Genomic DNA, 18,019 nt, shown 5'->3' on the forward strand with positions numbered 1-18,019 from the left:
GTTCTCTGGCTGGAATGACGTGTTCCCCGACCCCGGCATGACGGTTGCCGCCATCGACCGGCTCGTGCATCACTCGACGATCTTCGAGCTGAATGTTGAGAGCTATCGCCGCCGTAAGGCCAGCGACAAACAGAGCGCGCGCCGACGACAATTACCCAACGACAACTACGAAGAAGGAGCGACAACCATGGCCTCTTAACCAGCGACAACTACACCCGTCGACCGGCCAAGATGGTTGTCGCTGACCGGCCGTGCTGCTTGACGCCGTCTAGCAAGACGCAGGTGATTCAGTTTCTGCTGGAGGGCATCGTGCTCGGCATCGAGCTGCGCGTTACGTTCGGCGGCTTGTGCACGCTGCTCGTCTAACGCCGCACGGCTCGACTTGATCGACTGCGCAACCGCCGCCAAAGCTGCTTCGCTGATGCCGAACTCTGCCTCCTTCGCTCGGAAAGCAGCGCGCGCCTCAACCTTGGTTCGCTCTTGCAGCAAGATGCGCAGCGTTTCGATGATCGTCGACTTGCCCGCGTTCGTTTCGCCATAGAACGCGATCGTGAAGGTGTCCCACCGCGCGTGGCGTTGCAAGGCCTCTATTCGGTTCGCCAGATCGTCATGAATCGGAGCGACGAGATCGACGACCTGCTTCATCGTGCTCGCAATGCGCGGGTCCGTCGCATCGAGATTGAGCTGCCTGAGCAAATCGTCGATTTCCCGCAACACGGCCTGATGCAGGCCATTCGATGATGTACCGTCGGTTCGTCGCATGGTGGATCGATATTGCAGATATTGTTAGAGAAATAAAACGAAATGACCACATGTCGAGAGAATGACCGCCCTTCGTGCATCGATGGCGCCGACAGGAGTGGTCTCGCCTCAAATCGCTCACGGTGAAGTATCTCCGTGAGCGTTGTACTTCAATCAAATACCCCTAACAAATCTGCCTGAATCGGCTGGATAGACGCTCGATCAAATTTGGCTGTGAACGAACCAACGTATGCGCACCACATCTTGGACAATGCGAACGACTATCCATGTCAGGCGTCAGGACATCGCTACGCGGGGCAAACGTATACTTCCAACCACACTGATTGCATGTCAACGTAAAGGGCGCTGGGCGTACTGGCATATCACTTCTGGCAGTTTGTTTGTTCTATGTGACAGGCTACCTTAAACTCACCACCTATCCGATACATGTCATTCATCCGCGTTGCGGATCGCTCGTTACCGAATCGACATATGCTCCTACGGCTACAGTTCCCACCACAGCTGCAACAAAAACAATCGCGAACGCGGCCAGATGTTGCAGGGGGGAGGGATTGCAATTCGTGAACATGCTTTCTCCTGTTCAAGGGTTCGATGGAACAGCAACGACGTGCTACCCTCTCAACATAACCTCGCCATCAGACAAATCATGTCCGAGAATCACGATGCCCACTATCCTTGGTAAAGGGCAGTCAAGGCCTTCGCCTCCGCCGCTAGTTCTGCCCGCAGGCTTGCCGGCCGCAGCACCTCGACGTTCGGACCAAACGCCCTCAACCACCACCTCAGTCGCTGACTCAACAGCACCGTGCCGCGTACTTCAAGCGTGTCACCATTTTGGGCAGCTTGCTGGTCCTCGGACAGCGGCGCTTCGAGCAGATGGTTCCCCGCTCCATTCCTGAAACACAGCCCCAAGTCGATTTCGCCCTCCACCATGAAGTCGAACTGCCGTTGTTCCCGCACGTATTCCGAGAGTCGAAATCCACGTGGATAGGCAAATGACTCCGGCAGCATGGTTGCACGTGCGAAACGGTCGAGCCGGTACATCGCCGGATGGGGATGGCGCGGCATCGCTGCCACGAGATAGACCAGTCCACCGACTTCCACTAACCCGAGCGGGTAGATAGTCTTCGCCTCGGCATTGTCGATTTTCGAACGCGGCTGATAGACGATCTCCAGTTTCTGCTCATTAAAGAGCGCTTGTGAAACCGTTGCGAAAATAGCAGGATCGACCTCGGGATATTGCAGCGCGAAGCTGCCGGTTTCGACCTCGATCTTGTCGATCCATTTACGATAGCGCCGCTCATGCTCGCTGTTGACAGTCGCCAGACGCTTGCCCGCCACATCGAACAATGGCGAAAGCGTTTCCGCCACCAGCGTTGGGATCCGCCACGTTGAAAAACGTCGCAACGTCTGCAGTGCCAGCGCCTCGTCGTGCGTCATCATGCCGGCCGCCTTTGCAGCAAGGCCGCTTGCTCCTGCCACCTTGCACCAATACTTCGCCCTCCCGCGCCGCTCCATGACAACAAGCGAATCTTCGAGCATCTCCTCGAGCCGTCGGTGCACGGTCTTCACAACCGGCGGATCGAGCAGCATGGCGCTGACCTTGCGATGTACGTCGGGAGTGGACATAGGCTCCTCGCCCTTGGCAGCATCGGGCAAGACCTGCATGATTTCTCGATCCAGCATGTCGTAGGTGGAATCAGGGTAAAACTGCTCAAGACTGCCTTAACGGCACATTTCCGAAGTTCTTTAGCGCGCGACTTCGCAATGCCTAGATCAGCGGTCGCCGTCCTCCCCGCGATATGGCCGGAAACCACTTCCTGTAACAAGACACGATTTGTCCTATCGGCTCTCTAACCTTGCACGGTCGGGGAAAGAGGCAGGGAGGAAGTTTGAAAAGCGGGAAACCTATTGTTCCGATTACCGCAGCTCACCGAATCGTGCTGCGTGCAATGGTCTTTGAACATTGTCCGGACGGCATTGTGATCACCGATGCCCGGGGATGCGTGGTGGAATCCAACACCTCATTCAAGCGTATGACCGGATACTGTCCTGATGAAACGCAGGACAAAAACCTGCGCCGCGCGTGGGCTGGATATTGCGACCGGACGCTCTATCGGACAATCCGCAAGTCCATCGCTTCCACGGGCTGCTGGCAAGGCGAAATGCCTGACGCGCCAGTGTACGAGCGCGCGCATCGCTATCCACTGCGCATCAATGCTATTCGCGACGATCACGGGAATACGGTCGCCCTCATTTGGACCCTTATTGACGACACCCGTCTATCGGACATGCGACGTGAAATGGTTCGGCTTGCGCACCACGATCCGCTCACGGGGCTACCAAACCGCCTGCTACTGATGTCGAGACTGGAACACATGCTCGTCCACTATCGCAAAGATGTTGCCGGCGCGGTCTTGTTCGTTGATCTGGACGGATTCAAGCTGGTTAACGACACGTTCGGACATAAGACTGGCGACAAACTTTTGCAGGCGGTTACGGCTCGGCTCAACGCCCGACTGCGGCACACCGATATGCTAGCTCGCCTCGGGGGAGATGAGTTCGTCATCGTCCTGGAACAGATCGCGCGCGAGCAAGATGCTGCCATTGTTGCCGAGGACATCATCCAGCAGATCCACACGCCATTCACTCTTGCTGACGGTACCACCATACGCATCGGTGCCAGCGTGGGCATCGCCCTTTTGCCACGCGACGAGAAAAATGCAGATCAGCTTCTTGAGGAGGCCGACTGCGCACTTTATTCCGCCAAAAGGGCCGGCAAGGGAGCCTATAGATTCTTTGAGCGTCAACAGACTGAAGACGCGTAGTGAGGTTGCCCCCCCGTAATAAGGGCACTGCTTCTCACACTGAGGTCGCTGAATCCATCGAGCGCCGAAACTCGCGAGGCGAGCGGTAGTTCAGCGCGCTATGGGGAAGGAAACGTTCGTGAACGCTGTGTTTCTCGCTGTAATGGTTAAACGCGAACGTCGTACGACTTCGCGACCCTCGGGCACGTCTACCTGTGCCACGAAGAGAAAGCCCAAGCGCACCACCGCGTTTGACACCGATGAGAACTTGATGCCGCCGTTCAACGCGTGCAATCAATGATACGTTTTTCGCCAAGACGAAGAGCCAATCGTTTGGCTCTTCTCCACCTTGCCATCACTCCGGCTTTCAGACCGCCGACACAGTTGCTTCAATCGGGAACAGCAAGGGCACTCCCGTCTTGTACGCGCGGCTTGTAGGGCCTGTAGCTGCGCGTGCGGAGCCTTGCTGCACGACAGAACTTTCTCGCCCCACTCTTTCTGACTGTCCAACACCATCGTTCTCGAAATCAACGACGCTACCCTTACGAGGACGTCCCATCTTCTCTTTCTTTGGCACACCACTCATGCCGAACGTGTGGACATTGCCCTCTGCTCGAACCTGCAGCTGCTGCTCGGCTTTCGCAAGATAGAGCAAATTCACAAGCAACGAACTGCGCATCTCCCGATCGCTATGTTCAATCAAACCTACGCCAATACCATGCTTTCTCTCATAGCTGGGCTTCAGGTCCGCACGATTGTTGTTCCAGTACCTTCCCCGACCCTCCGTAACTATGTCTTCCCAGTAGTCACCGATTTGATTCGCCAAACGTTCATCATCTTTCGTTACAGGAAGGCAGAACAGGACCACATGCAGGTGAAACCCGGTATCTTCGCCTTCCTCGATAGTCCAGACATATGCCTTGATACACGACATCATGCTGTTGTAGTTGCGTGAACGGAAGAATGTGTCGCGATGCTTTATGACGTCATCCAGCGTAATCGAACCACGGTACTTCGACTCGTACTTCAACGTCAGTTCGATAACAAGCCAGCGCGCCCAACCCGTATCAGGGCAGAACAGTTTCTGCTCGAATGCCGTGACGTTATCGATACTGCGCTGCCAGTGAATCTCTAGCAGACGCATGCGCTCCCTGAACTTGCGAGATTGGCAACGCTCATGAATCTTCACGATCATTTCGTTGAACCACTCTGCATAAGACTTGTCGTGACGAACATCGGTATCACCAAACTCACCGAACCAGAAGCGCTTTCTGCCACCGAGGATACCAAGGTCCTTGCTGGCATCGTGGAATGCTTCGACGTGTGCAGAATAGCGCGTTCCTTCGCGATAGCGTTCGATCCAATGATTGAGTTTCCCATAGTACGCCTTGCCAAGTGAATATGGTTTGGTTTTCATGAACCCGTCTCGTCCTACCCATTCACGGATACCTTTTGCTTGACCTTTCTCGGCGTATTGCTTTTCGACCTCCTTTACGAACTGCTCGATCGTGAACAGATATCGCATGCTGTGATTCTGGCGAATCATCTTGCGTCCATTGATCTCGATTTCTTCGTAGCGGTTACGCTTGTCATGACGAGCAAGTACCTCCTGAGCTTCCAGGTCTTCGATGAAGTCGTTCATAGTGTCAATGATGTGATCCGTCGCAGTGGTGGCGACGGTGGTTCGTCGTGTTCGGTCTCGGGTACACTGTCTGATCTGACCGTTGCCGGTCATCTCAGCAGATGCGTGAGACCTTCCTTTTTTTTGTTTCTCGACCGAACGTAAAAGACATGCCTGCGAGGATGTTGAGCATCCTCTACGTCATATCCCGCGCCCCTGATTCTTCTATGATTTATCTTCTATACATGCTTTGAATGTTTAGCATTACATATACAGTAGAAGAAAAAGTGCGTGAAGCCGTGATATGCAAGAGAAATCACGAATTCGACCGAGAACCTATCGAGGACATCGCGCTTTTGTGTTGTTCCTCATATGTATACTCTTGCACGCAGTAAATTTTGTCCGAGGCCACCAAGACTGGCCCTTGGAAAGCTCTCGATGACGCTGGATGCCGCGAAGAAAGCGCGGCGAGCTACTCCTGCCTGTCGCGAAAAATGAACGGCCCGTTTCCACAACGCTAACGATCAAGAGCAGACCGGAAACCGCAGCGCGTATCTCGGAAAACCGCGACGATCATCACGAACTTTTTTGCGCAAACTTCACAAGCGTTCTTCCGCGGAATTTGGGTAAACGCGTGACAGCACGCGGGGTTGCTGAACAAATTTTCGCTGCAATTTTCTGCACGATTATCCGACGGAAATTCATACGAACTGACGAACCGGCCGCCGCCTCGGCGGCTTGCCGGCCAGCGCACGAACGCCGGCAAGCCTTGAAATCTTCGAAACCAGCGGTCCAATCAAATCAACGGGTTAGGCGTTTTGGATACCGATTTTCGGACCTGCCCAACATACATCCTCGCATCTTTACCCGGCCTTCTCGCCACTGTGGACCGACCGGCGCGGGCGGCGAGCTTCACGCTCGCGCATGCCAAAATACTCGCCCGGAGGCTCGCCCTTCAGTCGTACCAGGGCGCGGCGCATGGCCAGATAGCCAAGCGTTTCCTTGAGCTTTTCGCGCTTTCCGACGTCGTCCGCGCTGACCTCGCCATGCACCCAATCCGGACCATATAGCAGCGGGTTCGCGTCGCCGCGCAGGTAGTGCCCGCGACCACCGGTAGCCCGCTCTACCCAATATTCGCCGACCTGATCCGCGTGATCCCGCTGGACCGTGCCGAACTGCTCGGCTTCCGCCCTCTTGTCGTCGTGCACCTTTCGCAAAGCGACCGTGCTGAATAGCAGCGTGAGGTGCAAATCGTACGCGCCTTCGAGCGAGGGGAGGATCGACCAGACGTACGCGGGATCAGTCGTGAACAACGCCGGCTTGCGCCTCATACGGTCGAAGAACACGGTTCGAGCCTTTCGAAGCGCATTAAGCTCACGCAGCTGATCCTCAACCGGAGCAAGGCTCACAGCAGACCGCTCACGGGTATGTAACAGACGGAGATGCACCACGGTGAGGTTGCCATGTTTGGCGAACAGGCCGTGCAAGTAGGCATGCAGGTTCGTTGCATTTTCCTGGCTGCTCAACCCCCAGCTGTGCAGTTCCCGCCGCAACAGGTTCCTCGCCATAATGGCCTTTCGGAATTCAGCGACGAAATCGTTATAAACTTCGGCCGCGATACGTCCGCTACCATCGTCGACCACGTCATTACGCCTCTCGCAAAATCGAACGGAGTGCTTGAAGAAGAGCTCCATAAGGAGCGCCAGATGCGGCGCGTAAGCCAACTGCCGAGCCGCCGGCGTAGCGGGATCGAAGCCGCCCGCGATACGGCGGATGGAACTGTAGTGATGGGCCAGCTTCCCGGCGGCTCGGAACCACAGCGAGTTCGGTTGGGCCGTTACGCCGCGGTTCGATCGAACGCTATAGAACGGCGGCATGTGGGTCCGAATCGACAGCCACGCGAAGTCGTCAAACGCCGCCAAAAGCGGAATTTCGAGCTCCCCGAGACCGTACATAAACGGGGAATCGGGACCACCGTGGGGGACACGGAATTTTAGATTGCGCTCGATATAAGAGAGCCTCTTCAGGTTCTTGTAGGGAGAAGCTGGCTTGTATTCGTTCACGATGGCGGAGTGTGGCGTCTGATTATTCGTATTGACACAGCGCATTCGCGCCGCGCCGAACGCAAAAAGCCCCGCCCACCTAACGGCGGACGGGGCTTGCGAAGGTAGTCAGATAAGTCGCGGCGGATATTCGATCATGTCGACTACGCGGCCGTTTATTGTCCGAGGCTTCAGGCGAAAATGGCCTGCGTCGTACAGCCTCCTCAAGGCAGCTTTGGTTCGCGCTGGTGCCAAATTCAGGTTTTTCGCGCACGTTACGACCTCAGATTCCCTGATGCCGGACCCATTGGATTCGCGCAGCAGCACATGCACCAATGGCAAGAGCTCGCCTGCATCCAGCTCTACCTGAGACGGCGGCGCAGGCGGAAACACAATGCTCAGCCACTGACCAGCCAAGTAGTCGGCCACAACGGTGGCGGCGGACATCGACACACGGTCGATGACGAGCCCTTCGCCCTCGTAGAGATGGAACATCCCTGCCAGAACGCTCGCGCGTTCGTGATAGCGCGCAGCCATCGCAGACGCCTCACGAAACACGCCCTGCGCATCCAGGAAGTCGATGCGTTGCTGCGCCAAGTTCAGCACGTAACTGGCATCACTGGCAACCTCTGACGCATGGAGGTTGGCGAGGCCGCTGTTGCCGTTCGCCTTGGCGAGTTCCAGCAGTTCGGGCACGCGCTCGTCCCAGCCATCAAGGCCGCCTTCGGACTGAGGGTAGCGGCCGATCGCGCTCTTGTCGCTCTTCAAGTACGAACGAACCATCCAGACGCGCTGAAGAAAGCCAGACCCCACCGCCTTCCTGCGATTTCCATTCAGCCACTCGTCATAGCGATCCGGCTGGATCAGCACGATGGTCGTGAAACGCGTCACGCCCTTTTTCTTGCGATCATCTTCTTGGCGTTTCGCGCGCGTCACCACAGGAACGCGCCCGTCACGCAGGCTAATTTGCAGGGCAAGATCCCTTCCGAGCGAGGTCTGGAAGAATGCGTCACCTTCCTCGTGCGCGCAGAGGCCGAGTACCGGAGCTACACGCTTGATGCCCTGCGGCGTCGAATCCTCAAAGTCCCACTGATGCGGCCAGTCGACCATCGTCTTTTCGACCGGTTCCATCAGGCGAAGGAAGCTCACCGATTTTCCGCTGAAGGGCACACCGACAACATGGACGATGGCGCTCTGCGGCATCGGATCGCCCTTGCTATCGAGCGCATTGCTGACACCCTGGCACACAAAGCTCAGGACGCCGAGCACGTTACCGAGCGCGATATCGAGCGGCACGCCATAGCGGTTATGCAAATTCCACACGACCTTGCCCAGGCGCGGCGGCAACGCGGTCACGGCATCGAACGCACTGGCAAACAGGCCAGATGCAGAGTTTTGCGGGGGCAAAGCGCCCCCGCCATACGGATTGACGGGGACGAACATTATTCGGTCACCTCTTCCTTCGCGCCAGCCTGCGGCGCATTCGGCGCGATGTTCAAGGGCACCGGTTCACCTTCGCCCGCGTCGTCGTCTTTGCCCGGCACCGGCTCGCCGCGGCGCTTCGCTTCGTCTGCGAGCAGCTTGTCGAACACGGCATTGCTGACCGACATACCCTGGTTAGCAAGCGTCTTGATGATCGTGCTTTTCGACACGTCCTCGTTGATCTGGTCGCGGATGATCTCGTAAAGCTCCGCGAACAGTGCGACACGCTCGCGCGCGCGCTTGGTCTTGGGCGATTCGAGAGCGCTAATCGCCTTCTTCAGCGCCACGATGTCAATCTTGGAGCCGTCGGAAGAATTAAGTTTCGCCATGTTCTCCGTTCCCCCTTACGCTACGCAAAGCTGATCTGCGGCATCACGGATCCATGCCGCAGCGGAGAAGAGCGCCGGATTCATGCTGATCAGTTGCAGCTTTCCATAGTGCTTGCTCATGCCGATCATCCGGCTGGACCGCAGGACGATCACCGCACGCAACATCGCCATGGTCGTCAAATCGTAATTCGGCGCCATGTCCAGAATGCTCCCGATGTGGATCACGTCCATGCAAGTAGAGGACTCGTGGTCGAGCAGCGCTTGTGCAAGACGTACCGCGTCACGATGGCTGCGCGGAAGCACCGCAATATCCTCCTTCGACAGAAAATTCTTCATGTCGTAGGGCAGAAGAAAATCATGCTCGTAATGGGTCATGCCGCCTCCTTGACCGTAACCGCAGCCGACGACTGGAACAGCTTTTCGATTTCCGCAATCGGCCAAGCCAGCTTACGGTTCGGCAAACGGACGGGACGGATGCCGGCGTAGTGACCGTTGAGGCTGTGCGACTTCAGCATCGTCTTCGGATCGACGAGCAGCAACGGAGCGGCAACGTCGGTGCCGACGTGGGTGGGGCGGAAAGTGGTGTGGCACAGGGTCGGGCAAGCCGGGCGTGCAGCCGGTTGCTCGTGGTCGGGTCCGACCGCCGCGGGGATTGCAGTGTGGTGCATGCGAGTTCTCCAGTCGTAAAGAGTTCAGCGCCGCACGAGCCCGACGATCAGGTCAATGACTTTCGAACTTGATCGATCTGGCTCGCAACGAATCGCTGAGACAGGAAATTACTCGCGTGTTTAGGCAGAAAGAATGGATCCGGGAGGATGCGGGTTCAAGCGGGATGATGCGGCTGCGAAGCTAGCCGGAAGAAGGCACTTTTTTTGACCTTTCACCCCGGGTCTCCGGAAACATCCTCTTCTTTAGCGCGGCTTCGTCCAAACACATGGGGACCCGCAAACGCCCCTTCTCCCATGCGACACCTTTATTTGGTATGAATCCCAGCAATGGGAATTTCTTATCTTTCTGGACGCTTTCATCTGATGCAATGCGCCTAAGCTCACTGAAAACGTAAGCTACGTCGTCACGTTTCTTTTGCGGCAGCGTCGCTCTCAAGTCCTGGATAAAGCGAGACATGTCGTCCCGGGGAGAGGATGCTTTTCCGGCCGGTCGAGTTTTACCACTGGAATCGGCTTGTTCTTCCGTATTTTCCTGCGCGGGATTTGCGGCATCATTCGAAGAGCTATCGCCTATTTCCATCGCAGCGGCCGCCGACTCGTCAGCCCCCAGTCTGGTCAGGAGCAGATCCACTCCCCTTGCATGTCGCTTTGCATATTCAACAATAGCTGGAGGAATCGCGTCGACCTGGTTACCGTTCTTGCCAGAAATGAACGTACGGAAAAGCCGACACCACTCGGTCTCGATATTCATGTCGTCGCACCAGTTCAAGAACTCGTCTGGCCGAAGTTCGTTCGGCGTAGCGTCGCCGTTTTCCTGATCGTCTTCGCAGCGCCAAAGCCACTTTCGCCAGACCTGACGGGCGTCGGAAAAGCGTTCGTTGCCACCGTTAGAGAAGACTCGGCCATCGAGACCCACGCCTCCGCTGGGGACCTCCGCGCAGCCAGGGGCAGGATGAATACCCGAGACGATCAGCGTGCCGTCCATGGGCGACCAGGTCGGCCGGTCGAGGTACTCCTTCAATACGGCGTAAAGCTGCCTGGCGGCAGCGATGCGTTCTTGTGGTGTTTGGTCTTCTGTCATATCCCCGGCTTCGTATGTCGACTCGCGGTGGCGATTGTCTCGCCTCGTGAATTTTATCGCGCCGCAAGCCGATGACGAAAACCTGAGCGGCACCGCTTCCTCGCAGATCACGCTGCGTTGGCCTGAATCGGAATCCCGGCCTTCCAGAATCCACGCTTCGATGCTGTCGTGCCACTTGCGCAAAAAATCTAGCGACCAGCGTCGATAGTGCTTCTCGGGGCTCGGTGGATGGTTTGTGCCCTTGGATTTGGGCGACAACGCCGACGGGAACCTCGACGCACTCCGATAACGTTCCAAATGATCGGCGCAGGCCATGAAGCGTGACATGACGCAGTTCGGCCGCAGCAAGCGCCTTGTTGTGCGCGATACGCAGCTCGGCAATCCTGCCGTCCTCCGACGTCTTGCTAACGATCACCTATTCGGACGATGCCCTTGCCGCGCCTTTTGGGTTCCCCCCACATCGGCATGCTGCTGGCGATAGTGGTAAAGGCGCTCGCTCCAAAACAGCTTGCGGTTCTCGAGGTATTCATCCCAAGTCTCGCCGAACGCGATGTCGCGTCGACGTAGCGGTAGAAGAGCCGTACCATCGAAACGTCCAAGCAGCTCGGAAAAAGCCCGCAACCCCTCGCGCAGCAGAGGGCTTACAGGACTCCATCCGTGAATTTCGTTGACAGCCGCGGCTCTCGGATTCAGTTTTTGGGGCGTCGGACCGGTTTCTCGCGGCGCCGAAAATCCGTGCCGTAAGCCAGGGGGTGCCCATGCCGCTTACCGATCTGGAAGTTCGCCGGTTTGCGCCACGAACGAAGACGTGTCGGATCTCGGACGGTCGCGGAATGTATCTCGAGATCACGCCCACCGGGGGAAAGTACTGGCGCCTCAAATACCGTTTCCTCGACCGTGAGAAACGGCTGGCGCTTGGCGTCTACCCTGACGTAACGCTCGCTCATGCTCGCCGCAAGCGCGACGAGGCGCGTGCGATGTTGGCAGACGGTGTTGACCCAGGACAGGCGAAGAAAGAGAAGAAGCTCTTGGCCCGACTCAATGCGGCGGCGACCTTCGAGGCGGTAGCGCTCGAGTGGTTTGAGAGACAAGCTCCACGTTGGGCGGCCAGCCATTCCGAGAAGATCATGGGGCGCCTGAAGAAGGACTTGTTCCCGTGGCTTGGCTCGCGGCCCATTGCGGACATCACTCCGCCGGAAGTATTCGAAGTGCTGCGGCGGGCCGAGTCGCGAGGAGCTCACGATACGGCGCATCGGCTCCATCAGAACTGCGGGCAGGTTTTCCGCTACGCCGTTGCGACCGGGCGCGCCGCCCGCGATGTCAGTGTCGACCTACGCGGTGCGCTACGACCGAATCGGCATACTCATTTTGCGTCGATCACGGATCCTGCAAAGGTCGGCGAGATGCTCCGCGCCTTCGATGGCTTTTCGGGCACGCTTGTCGTACGCGCTGCACTGCGGTTAGCGCCGTTGTTGTTCGTGCGCCCCGGCGAGCTGAGGCAGGCCGAATGGGCGGAGATTGACCTCGAGCGGGGCCAATGGCGCTATACCGTTTCCAAGACAAAGACCGAGCATCTGGTGCCGCTTGCTACGCAGGCCGTACAGATGTTGAGAGAATTGCAGGCGCTCACCGGCCATTGGCGCTATGTATTCCCGGGCCGCGATCGCAGGAAACCTATGAGCGGTGCGGCTATCAATGCCGCGCTTCGCCGACTGGGTTACGACACGAAAACGGAGATCACCGGCCACGGTTTTCGCGCAATGGCGCGCACGATTCTGCATGAGCGTCTCCGCTTCCCTGCCGACGTCATCGAGCACCAACTGGCCCACCGCGTGCCCGGTGCGCTTGGTAACGCCTACAACCGCACCCGCTTTATCGAGGATCGGATCGCGATGATGCAGGCTTGGGCAGATTACCTGGATCGGCTTAAAGTAGATGAGATACAGGGCCGAAGCGCCCGCGAAACGTTCGAGGCGGGCGAACTTTTGCGCCACCATGTGACCGCAATTGATGGAGGCGATTTCGTGAGCACGCTCACTGTCTCTGCGCTGGGCCGGGTGACGTTGACGAAAGACGTATTGCAGCACCTGGGCATCGAGCCCGAGGGGAAGATTGAGCTGCACCTGTTGCCGAATGGCCACGCCGAGTTGAGCGCCGCACGCATGAACTGCTCCTTCCGGGATCCGCGGGGCATCCTGAAGAGCAGGACCAACGGTGCTCGATTGAGCATTCGCCAAATCAACGAAGCGATAGCCGAAGCCGACCTTGCATTGCCGGACAACAACGACAGGCGTAACAACGACGCACCTGCCCTCCGCGAATCGTAAGCGGTCCCACAGCTTGCTAGTCAAGAGGATCGAAATGGATTGGCGTGTACTAAATCCGGTTACACAGCGGTTACACGGACCGCAGAAACACAAAAGGGTTACAGGAAAATCACCTGTAACCCTTTGATTTTATTGGTGGAGCGGATGAGGATCGAACTCACGACCTTCGCATTGCGAACGCGACGCTCTCCCAGCTGAGCTACCGCCCCAACGAATCACCGATTCTACACACACAAAATCCGTTTTGCCAAGCGTCAAATTTGACCCCAAGCAAAACTACTTCGAAGGCGCCCCAGCGAGCACCCACGTCACGACAGAATGGACATCGTCGGCGCTCATCCCCGGGTGCGACGGCATAGGAATAGCGCCCCAAACCCCGGCGCCACCGTCCCGCACCTTCTTCTCCAGCTTGGCCTGGGCCGCGGCATCGCCCTTGTACTTCGTGGCGACATCCTTAAATGACGGCCCCACAAGCTTGCGATCCACCGCATGGCACCCCATGCAAGCATTCGCCTGAGCTACCTTCAACCCATCTGGCACAGCAGCAAAAGCCGGCGAAGCGAAACCAAAACCAGCCCCAGCAACCACCATCCAAGCCACAACCCCACCAACAAAACGCCGCATCACAAAGCCCCCGTATTCCCCGGCTTCGTAGCCGACGAATTAGTCACGGGCGCGGGCGGTTGGTGATCGATAGGCTGCGAGGTCACGCCCGCATCCGGCACCGCCCCCACCGTCGGCGCGTCAGCAGCAGGAGCCGCCGCTGGCGCACTGGCCGCAGCCGCCGTCGCCACCGCCGCCTGCTGCGGGTCGATGTACTGGTAGCACTTCACCACCTGCGCCACGCCCATCACCCCGGCCGTCGCGTTGGCGGCGATATTGCCTTCATCGGGCGTAACGAGCCCCATCAGATAAATCGTGCCGCGCTCGCTCACCACCTTGAAGTTGTTCGCGGAGATGCCCTTATAGGCAATCAGCTCCCCCTTCACGCGTCCTTCGAGGTACGAGTCGTTCGCGCGCGAGGAGAACGAGCTGGCCGGCTGCACCGCCAGCTCGTTGACGATCGATGCGACGTTCGTCACGGCTCGCACGATGCTCTCCGCCTTCTGCTTCGAGGCGTCGTCGGGCACTTCACCCGTGAGCAGCACGCGCTGGTTGAACACCGCCACGTTCACGTGCGCCGTGTCGGGCAGTTGCTTGCCGAGATCGGCCAGCGCCTTCACCTGGATCTCGCGGTCCTCGGTTTGCGATCCCACCGTGCGGCGGTCGGTTGCCACCAGCGCCGTGCCCCCCGCCGCGCCCGCCAGCGCCAGGAAGCAGCCCTGCAGGCTTGCGCAGAGTGAGGCTGCGAAGCCGATCGTCAGCGTGGTCCGTGCCAGCGCGCGCGTCATGCCGTATCTGCTCATCAACTTCCCCTCTCTTCGTCTTACGGTGTCAGTCTTCGCCCAGCAGCATCGCGTCGATGCCGTCGCACAGGCAGTGGAGTGTTAACAGATGCACTTCCTGAATACGCGCCGTCCGGTCGCCCGGCACGCACAACTGGATGTCGGTATCGGCGAGCACGCCGTTCACGTCGCCGCCGCCCTTGCCGGTCAGCGCGATCACGACCATTTCGCGTTCGTGCGCTTCCTGGATGGCGGCCAGCACGTTCACCGAATTACCCGAGGTGGTGATGGCGAGCAGCACGTCGCCGGGCTGGCCAAGCGCGCGCACCTGCTTCGCGAATACCTGTTCGTACGCGTAGTCGTTGGCAACGGCGGTGAGCACCGAGGCGTCGGTGGTCAGCGCGAGCGCGGGCAGGCCCGGGCGTTCGCGCTCGAACCGGCCGATCAGTTCGGCGGCGAGTTGCTGGGCGTTGGCGGCGGATCCGCCATTGCCGCATGCGAGGATCTTGTTGCTGTTCGCGAGCGCGGCGAACATCGTATCGACCGCGGCGGCAATCGGGACCGCCAGGGTTTCCATGGTCGCGAGCGTAATGGCTGCGCTATCGCGGAAGTGCTGTTGAATGCGTTCGACGGACATCGACTCTCTAATCTGTACTGCGGGTATCGCAAAATTTCCGCGTGGTGCGGCGTGCCGCAAGTTTAGCGCACTCGAGGGCATTCATTTTCACCCTTCTTTTATTAGCGTCTGTTTTAGCTCTCGTGTGCTTCCGGTTGAAACGCGTCGCGCAGCCACACGAGCCGGCCGCTCTCGAACGCGATCACATCGAAGCGGCACGCGGGCGGCGTTCGCGCCTGCGTGTGAGCTTCGCCGTCCGCACCGGCGCCGCGCCACGTCGCGAGAAAGTAGCGCGCCGCCCGCAGCACGCGCTGCTGTTTGCGCCACCCCACGCTAGCCGCCGCGCCGCCGAATTCCGGCCGCGCGCGGGCGCGCACTTCCACGAAAACCAGCGTGCCGTCGCGCTCGCGCATCACGAGATCGAGTTCGCCGCCGCGGCAATTCACGTTGCGCGCGACCAGCGCCAGGCGCTCGCGCCGCAAAAACGCCAGTGCGTGCGCTTCGAAACGCGCGCCTGTCGCGCGGCGTTGGGCATTCGACTGCGCTCGCGCGCAAAAGTTGTCTGCGCGTGCGCGTTCGTTCGCGCCGCTTCCCTCGGGTGCGCTCGCGCCCGCGTGGCACAATGTCGGCCTCTTTACCTGCATTCGCGCGTTGCGTGTCATGACGTCCCTCTCGTCCCCCTTCGAACTCGCACAGGCCCAGCAGTATCCGGCCGCCACGCTGTACGTCGTGGCCACGCCCATCGGCAATGTCGCCGACATCACTTTGCGCGCGCTGCACGTGCTCGGCCTCGTCGATCGCATCGCCGCCGAAGACACGCGCAACACCGGCCAGCTCCTCGCGCGCTACGGTATTTCGAAGCCGCTCGTCGCCGTGCACGAGCACAACGAGCGCGAGGCGGCGCAGCGCGTGATCGAATTTCTGCGCGCGGGCGAGCGTGTGGCCTGCGTGTCCGACGCGGGCACGCCAGGCATTTCCGATCCGGGCGCGAAGCTCGTGGATGCCGTGCGCGCCGCCGGCCTGAACGTCGTGCCGCTGCCCGGCGCGAGCGCGCTCGCAACGGCGCTCTCCGCCGCCGGCGACTGGGTCTCGACCTTCACGTTCCTCGGCTTTCTGCCGCCCAAGCCCAAGCAACGAGCAACCGCACTGCAGCCGCTCGCCGCGCATACGCACGCGATGGTGTTTTACGAAGCCCCGCATCGCATCGTCGAAACCGTGCAGTCGCTCGCCGATGCGTTCGGTCCCGCGCGCCGCCTCCTCATCGCCCGCGAATTGACGAAGCTACACGAGTCGCTCTGGAGCGGCACCCTGGCCGAAGCGCCAACGTGGCTCGCAGGGGATGCGAACCGTCAGCGCGGCGAGTTCGTGCTGGTGGTGGAAGGCGCGTGCGAGCAGGCGGAAGGCGAAGCCGATCACGACGCGCTCTTGCGCGTGCTGCTTCAGGAAGTGCCGGTGAAGGGCGCGGCGAAGATCGCGGCGGCGCTCACGGGCGCGTCGCGCAACGCGCTCTACGCGCGGGCGCTGGAATTGAAGGGTGCAGGCGAGGAAGAAGAGGACGACTGAGCCGCCAGCCGAAGCCGTCAAAAGCACGAGCCAGAAAAACCGAAGGGCCGCCCAACAAGGCGGCCCTTCGCGTATGCATCCCGTTACCAGGCGGTTCAGCTTTGGGCGCGTCGCGGCGCACTCGGCGCCACGCCCAAACGAAAGCGCTTAGTGATCGATGTTCGAGTTCGCGGCAACCATCTCCGCTTGCGCTGCCTTCGCTTCCTGGCGCGTGAGGCCTTCGATGTTCACCTTCGCCGTACCGGCGTGCTGCACGCCAAGGATCTTGGCGGCGGCATACGAGAGGTCGAGCACGCGGCCACGCGCGTACGGGCCACGGTCGTTGATCTTCACCACCACCCACTTCGACGTGCTGGGCACGCTCACGCGCACATACGAGCCGAGCGGCAGCGTGCGGTGCGCAGCCGTGAGCGCCTTCATGTTGAAGCGCTCGCCGCTTGCGGTGCGGCGGCCGTGGAACGCGCGGCCGTACCACGAGGCGCGGCCGGTCTGGTGGAACGAGTGGACGTCCGGGCTGTTCTCGTCGATCGCCTCAGCGTTCGCGAGCGAGTTGTCCTTCTCGGTGCCCGATGCGGGCAGCGCAGCGAGCGCGGAGCCGTAGCCCTGCGGCGCGGTGAATGCGGCGTCCTTCGTGCGAAGGGCGTCGCTGGCCGCCTGGTCCTGCGGGCCAGGCGGCATGGCGCAACCGGCCAGAATGGACACGGCTGCGAGACTCCCGAGTCGTCGTCGAGTCAGTCTAAGGTTCATAACATTGCCATCACGTTTTCGAAGCCCGCCCCGCGCCATGTGTGCGCGTTGTCGGAAAGGCTTCGGCGGTCGCAGGCATGGCTTCGCGCCATCGCTCGCCTGGAATGAAAAAGGCGAACGCGTGCCAATGCCCGGATGCAGCCCTAATAAGCCGCTAACCGCTAGTTATCTTTCACGTCTGGCGCAACCTGTCCCCGGCAGCCTGACCAGACCCCACATGCCGCCATCGAACGATGAAACTCGTTCAGGCGCGCCGGAAACTCTCGGCGCACAGGAACGGCGGCGTAGGCCCCACCCAGCGTCACGGCATGTAGGCCGTTGCAGGCGCGTGGCACCTGGCTGGGCAAGACGTGCGGCGTCGAACGGATCGACACCTGATTTGCCATCTTGTAAGGCAGCCTCTTCGGCCAGCCTTCAACGACAGCACTGCTTGACGGCGATGTATGCGACCTCTTTTTTTACGAAGGTCACACCGCCCTTTGAAAGCACGAATTCCGTGCGTGATGGGTCGCATTATACCCAAAAGTTATTCCTGTCACGCCTCTGCCCCACAAATCTCCATGATTTTTCACTATTGGCGTAACAAAGCCGT

General features: G+C 59.5%; 18 protein-coding genes, 1 tRNA gene and 1 pseudogene. 4 read left to right on the forward strand and 16 right to left on the reverse strand.

Annotated elements, in window-relative coordinates:
• Positions 1 to 199: ATP-binding protein (locus A3CW_RS45630; RefSeq protein WP_035512607.1), on the forward strand; the 199-nt coding region annotated here is incomplete at its 5' end.
• Here A3CW_RS45630 and A3CW_RS0108230 read toward each other — a convergent pair.
• Together A3CW_RS0108230 and A3CW_RS0108235 are read right to left on the reverse strand one after the other, a co-directional pair.
• The gene (locus tag A3CW_RS0108230; protein WP_028203136.1) at positions 196 to 762 is read right to left on the reverse strand and encodes a hypothetical protein; all 567 of its coding nucleotides are present in this window, start codon (positions 760 to 762) and stop codon (positions 196 to 198) included. The genes A3CW_RS45630 and A3CW_RS0108230 overlap by 4 nt on opposite strands.
• 669 nt (positions 763 to 1,431) lie before the next feature.
• Positions 1,432 to 2,427: a helix-turn-helix transcriptional regulator gene (locus tag A3CW_RS0108235; RefSeq protein ID WP_245623565.1), complete on the reverse strand. Its 996-nt coding sequence runs from the start codon at positions 2,425 to 2,427 to the stop codon at positions 1,432 to 1,434.
• Positions 2,428 to 2,651: 224 nt separating this feature from the next.
• Between A3CW_RS0108235 and A3CW_RS45635 the strand changes: the two genes are divergently transcribed.
• Positions 2,652 to 3,587, forward strand: coding sequence for a diguanylate cyclase domain-containing protein (locus A3CW_RS45635; protein WP_154677886.1), 936 nt, complete (start codon positions 2,652 to 2,654; stop codon positions 3,585 to 3,587).
• A 346-nt stretch (positions 3,588 to 3,933) separates the two neighbouring features.
• Here A3CW_RS45635 and A3CW_RS0108245 read toward each other — a convergent pair whose 3' ends face one another.
• The 8 genes and pseudogenes from A3CW_RS0108245 to A3CW_RS50805 form a co-directional block, all read right to left on the reverse strand.
• Positions 3,934 to 5,208, reverse strand: a complete 1,275-nt coding sequence (locus A3CW_RS0108245) for a YagK/YfjJ domain-containing protein (RefSeq protein WP_028203138.1) — start codon at positions 5,206 to 5,208, stop codon at positions 3,934 to 3,936.
• 842 nt (positions 5,209 to 6,050) lie between these two features.
• Complete coding sequence (locus tag A3CW_RS0108250; RefSeq protein ID WP_154677888.1) at positions 6,051 to 7,250, reverse strand: hypothetical protein; 1,200 nt, start codon at positions 7,248 to 7,250, stop codon at positions 6,051 to 6,053.
• A 108-nt stretch (positions 7,251 to 7,358) separates the two neighbouring features.
• Positions 7,359 to 8,672, reverse strand: coding sequence for a DUF3987 domain-containing protein (locus tag A3CW_RS0108255; protein ID WP_028203140.1), 1,314 nt, complete (start codon positions 8,670 to 8,672; stop codon positions 7,359 to 7,361).
• Complete coding sequence (locus A3CW_RS0108260) at positions 8,672 to 9,040, reverse strand: hypothetical protein (RefSeq protein ID WP_028203141.1); 369 nt, start codon at positions 9,038 to 9,040, stop codon at positions 8,672 to 8,674. The genes A3CW_RS0108255 and A3CW_RS0108260 overlap by 1 nt, the downstream gene beginning before the upstream one ends.
• 15 nt (positions 9,041 to 9,055) lie before the next feature.
• Complete coding sequence (locus A3CW_RS0108265) at positions 9,056 to 9,415, reverse strand: hypothetical protein (RefSeq protein WP_028203142.1); 360 nt, start codon at positions 9,413 to 9,415, stop codon at positions 9,056 to 9,058.
• On the reverse strand, positions 9,412 to 9,708 hold the full coding sequence (locus tag A3CW_RS45640) for a hypothetical protein (RefSeq protein WP_245623566.1): 297 nt from the start codon (positions 9,706 to 9,708) through the stop codon (positions 9,412 to 9,414). The genes A3CW_RS0108265 and A3CW_RS45640 overlap by 4 nt, the downstream gene beginning before the upstream one ends.
• 181 nt (positions 9,709 to 9,889) lie before the next feature.
• Positions 9,890 to 10,789, reverse strand: coding sequence for a hypothetical protein (locus A3CW_RS54535; protein WP_051481323.1), 900 nt, complete (start codon positions 10,787 to 10,789; stop codon positions 9,890 to 9,892).
• 107 nt (positions 10,790 to 10,896) lie between these two features.
• A pseudogene (locus A3CW_RS50805) lies at positions 10,897 to 11,204 on the reverse strand (preprotein translocase); the annotation flags it as partial.
• Positions 11,205 to 11,547: 343 nt separating this feature from the next.
• Here A3CW_RS50805 and A3CW_RS45650 point away from each other — a divergent pair.
• Positions 11,548 to 13,116 (forward strand): phage integrase central domain-containing protein, encoded by a 1,569-nt coding sequence (locus A3CW_RS45650; RefSeq protein ID WP_081771566.1) that lies wholly within the window; start codon positions 11,548 to 11,550, stop codon positions 13,114 to 13,116.
• A gap of 133 nt (positions 13,117 to 13,249) precedes the next feature.
• Here A3CW_RS45650 and A3CW_RS0108290 read toward each other — a convergent pair.
• The 5 genes from A3CW_RS0108290 to A3CW_RS0108310 form a co-directional block, all read right to left on the reverse strand.
• Positions 13,250 to 13,325, reverse strand: a tRNA-Ala gene (locus A3CW_RS0108290).
• Between the two features lie 67 nt (positions 13,326 to 13,392).
• Entirely contained in the window at positions 13,393 to 13,707 is a 315-nt protein-coding gene (locus A3CW_RS0108295) for a c-type cytochrome (RefSeq protein ID WP_051481346.1), read from the reverse strand.
• Between the two features lie 32 nt (positions 13,708 to 13,739).
• Positions 13,740 to 14,522 carry a BON domain-containing protein gene (locus A3CW_RS0108300; protein WP_028203144.1) on the reverse strand — a complete coding sequence of 261 codons (783 nt, stop codon included), beginning with the start codon at positions 14,520 to 14,522 and terminating at the stop codon, positions 13,740 to 13,742.
• Between the two features lie 28 nt (positions 14,523 to 14,550).
• Complete coding sequence (locus tag A3CW_RS0108305; protein ID WP_028203145.1) at positions 14,551 to 15,138, reverse strand: phosphoheptose isomerase; 588 nt, start codon at positions 15,136 to 15,138, stop codon at positions 14,551 to 14,553.
• A gap of 113 nt (positions 15,139 to 15,251) precedes the next feature.
• Positions 15,252 to 15,779: a YraN family protein gene (locus A3CW_RS0108310; RefSeq protein WP_028203146.1), complete on the reverse strand. Its 528-nt coding sequence runs from the start codon at positions 15,777 to 15,779 to the stop codon at positions 15,252 to 15,254.
• Between A3CW_RS0108310 and rsmI the strand changes: the two genes are divergently transcribed.
• Positions 15,778 to 16,680, forward strand: coding sequence for a 16S rRNA (cytidine(1402)-2'-O)-methyltransferase (rsmI, locus tag A3CW_RS0108315; protein ID WP_028203147.1), 903 nt, complete (start codon positions 15,778 to 15,780; stop codon positions 16,678 to 16,680). The genes A3CW_RS0108310 and rsmI overlap by 2 nt on opposite strands.
• A gap of 147 nt (positions 16,681 to 16,827) precedes the next feature.
• Here rsmI and A3CW_RS0108320 read toward each other — a convergent pair whose 3' ends face one another.
• Positions 16,828 to 17,427 (reverse strand): septal ring lytic transglycosylase RlpA family protein, encoded by a 600-nt coding sequence (locus A3CW_RS0108320; RefSeq protein WP_028203148.1) that lies wholly within the window; start codon positions 17,425 to 17,427, stop codon positions 16,828 to 16,830.
• Positions 17,428 to 18,019: the final 592 nt, after the last annotated feature.

The sequence above is a fragment of the Paraburkholderia nodosa DSM 21604 genome (assembly GCF_000519185.1).
Classification (GTDB): Bacteria; Pseudomonadota; Gammaproteobacteria; order Burkholderiales; family Burkholderiaceae; genus Paraburkholderia; species Paraburkholderia nodosa.

Coding starts and splice junctions, on each gene's coding strand:
- A3CW_RS0108230 (WP_028203136.1), bottom strand. CDS start 762: ATGCGACGAACCGACGGTACATCATCGAATGGCCTGCATCAGGCCGTG.
- A3CW_RS0108235 (WP_245623565.1), bottom strand. CDS start 2,427: ATGCAGGTCTTGCCCGATGCTGCCAAGGGCGAGGAGCCTATGTCCACT.
- A3CW_RS0108245 (WP_028203138.1), bottom strand. CDS start 5,208: ATGAACGACTTCATCGAAGACCTGGAAGCTCAGGAGGTACTTGCTCGT.
- A3CW_RS0108255 (WP_028203140.1), bottom strand. CDS start 8,672: ATGTTCGTCCCCGTCAATCCGTATGGCGGGGGCGCTTTGCCCCCGCAA.
- A3CW_RS0108260 (WP_028203141.1), bottom strand. CDS start 9,040: ATGGCGAAACTTAATTCTTCCGACGGCTCCAAGATTGACATCGTGGCG.
- A3CW_RS0108265 (WP_028203142.1), bottom strand. CDS start 9,415: ATGACCCATTACGAGCATGATTTTCTTCTGCCCTACGACATGAAGAAT.
- A3CW_RS45640 (WP_245623566.1), bottom strand. CDS start 9,708: ATGCACCACACTGCAATCCCCGCGGCGGTCGGACCCGACCACGAGCAA.
- A3CW_RS54535 (WP_051481323.1), bottom strand. CDS start 10,789: ATGACAGAAGACCAAACACCACAAGAACGCATCGCTGCCGCCAGGCAG.
- A3CW_RS45650 (WP_081771566.1), top strand. CDS start 11,548: ATGCCGCTTACCGATCTGGAAGTTCGCCGGTTTGCGCCACGAACGAAG.
- A3CW_RS0108295 (WP_051481346.1), bottom strand. CDS start 13,707: ATGGTGGTTGCTGGGGCTGGTTTTGGTTTCGCTTCGCCGGCTTTTGCT.
- A3CW_RS0108300 (WP_028203144.1), bottom strand. CDS start 14,522: ATGAGCAGATACGGCATGACGCGCGCGCTGGCACGGACCACGCTGACG.
- A3CW_RS0108305 (WP_028203145.1), bottom strand. CDS start 15,138: ATGTCCGTCGAACGCATTCAACAGCACTTCCGCGATAGCGCAGCCATT.
- rsmI (WP_028203147.1), top strand. CDS start 15,778: ATGACGTCCCTCTCGTCCCCCTTCGAACTCGCACAGGCCCAGCAGTAT.
- A3CW_RS0108310 (WP_028203146.1), bottom strand. CDS start 15,779: ATGACACGCAACGCGCGAATGCAGGTAAAGAGGCCGACATTGTGCCAC.
- A3CW_RS0108320 (WP_028203148.1), bottom strand. CDS start 17,427: ATGAACCTTAGACTGACTCGACGACGACTCGGGAGTCTCGCAGCCGTG.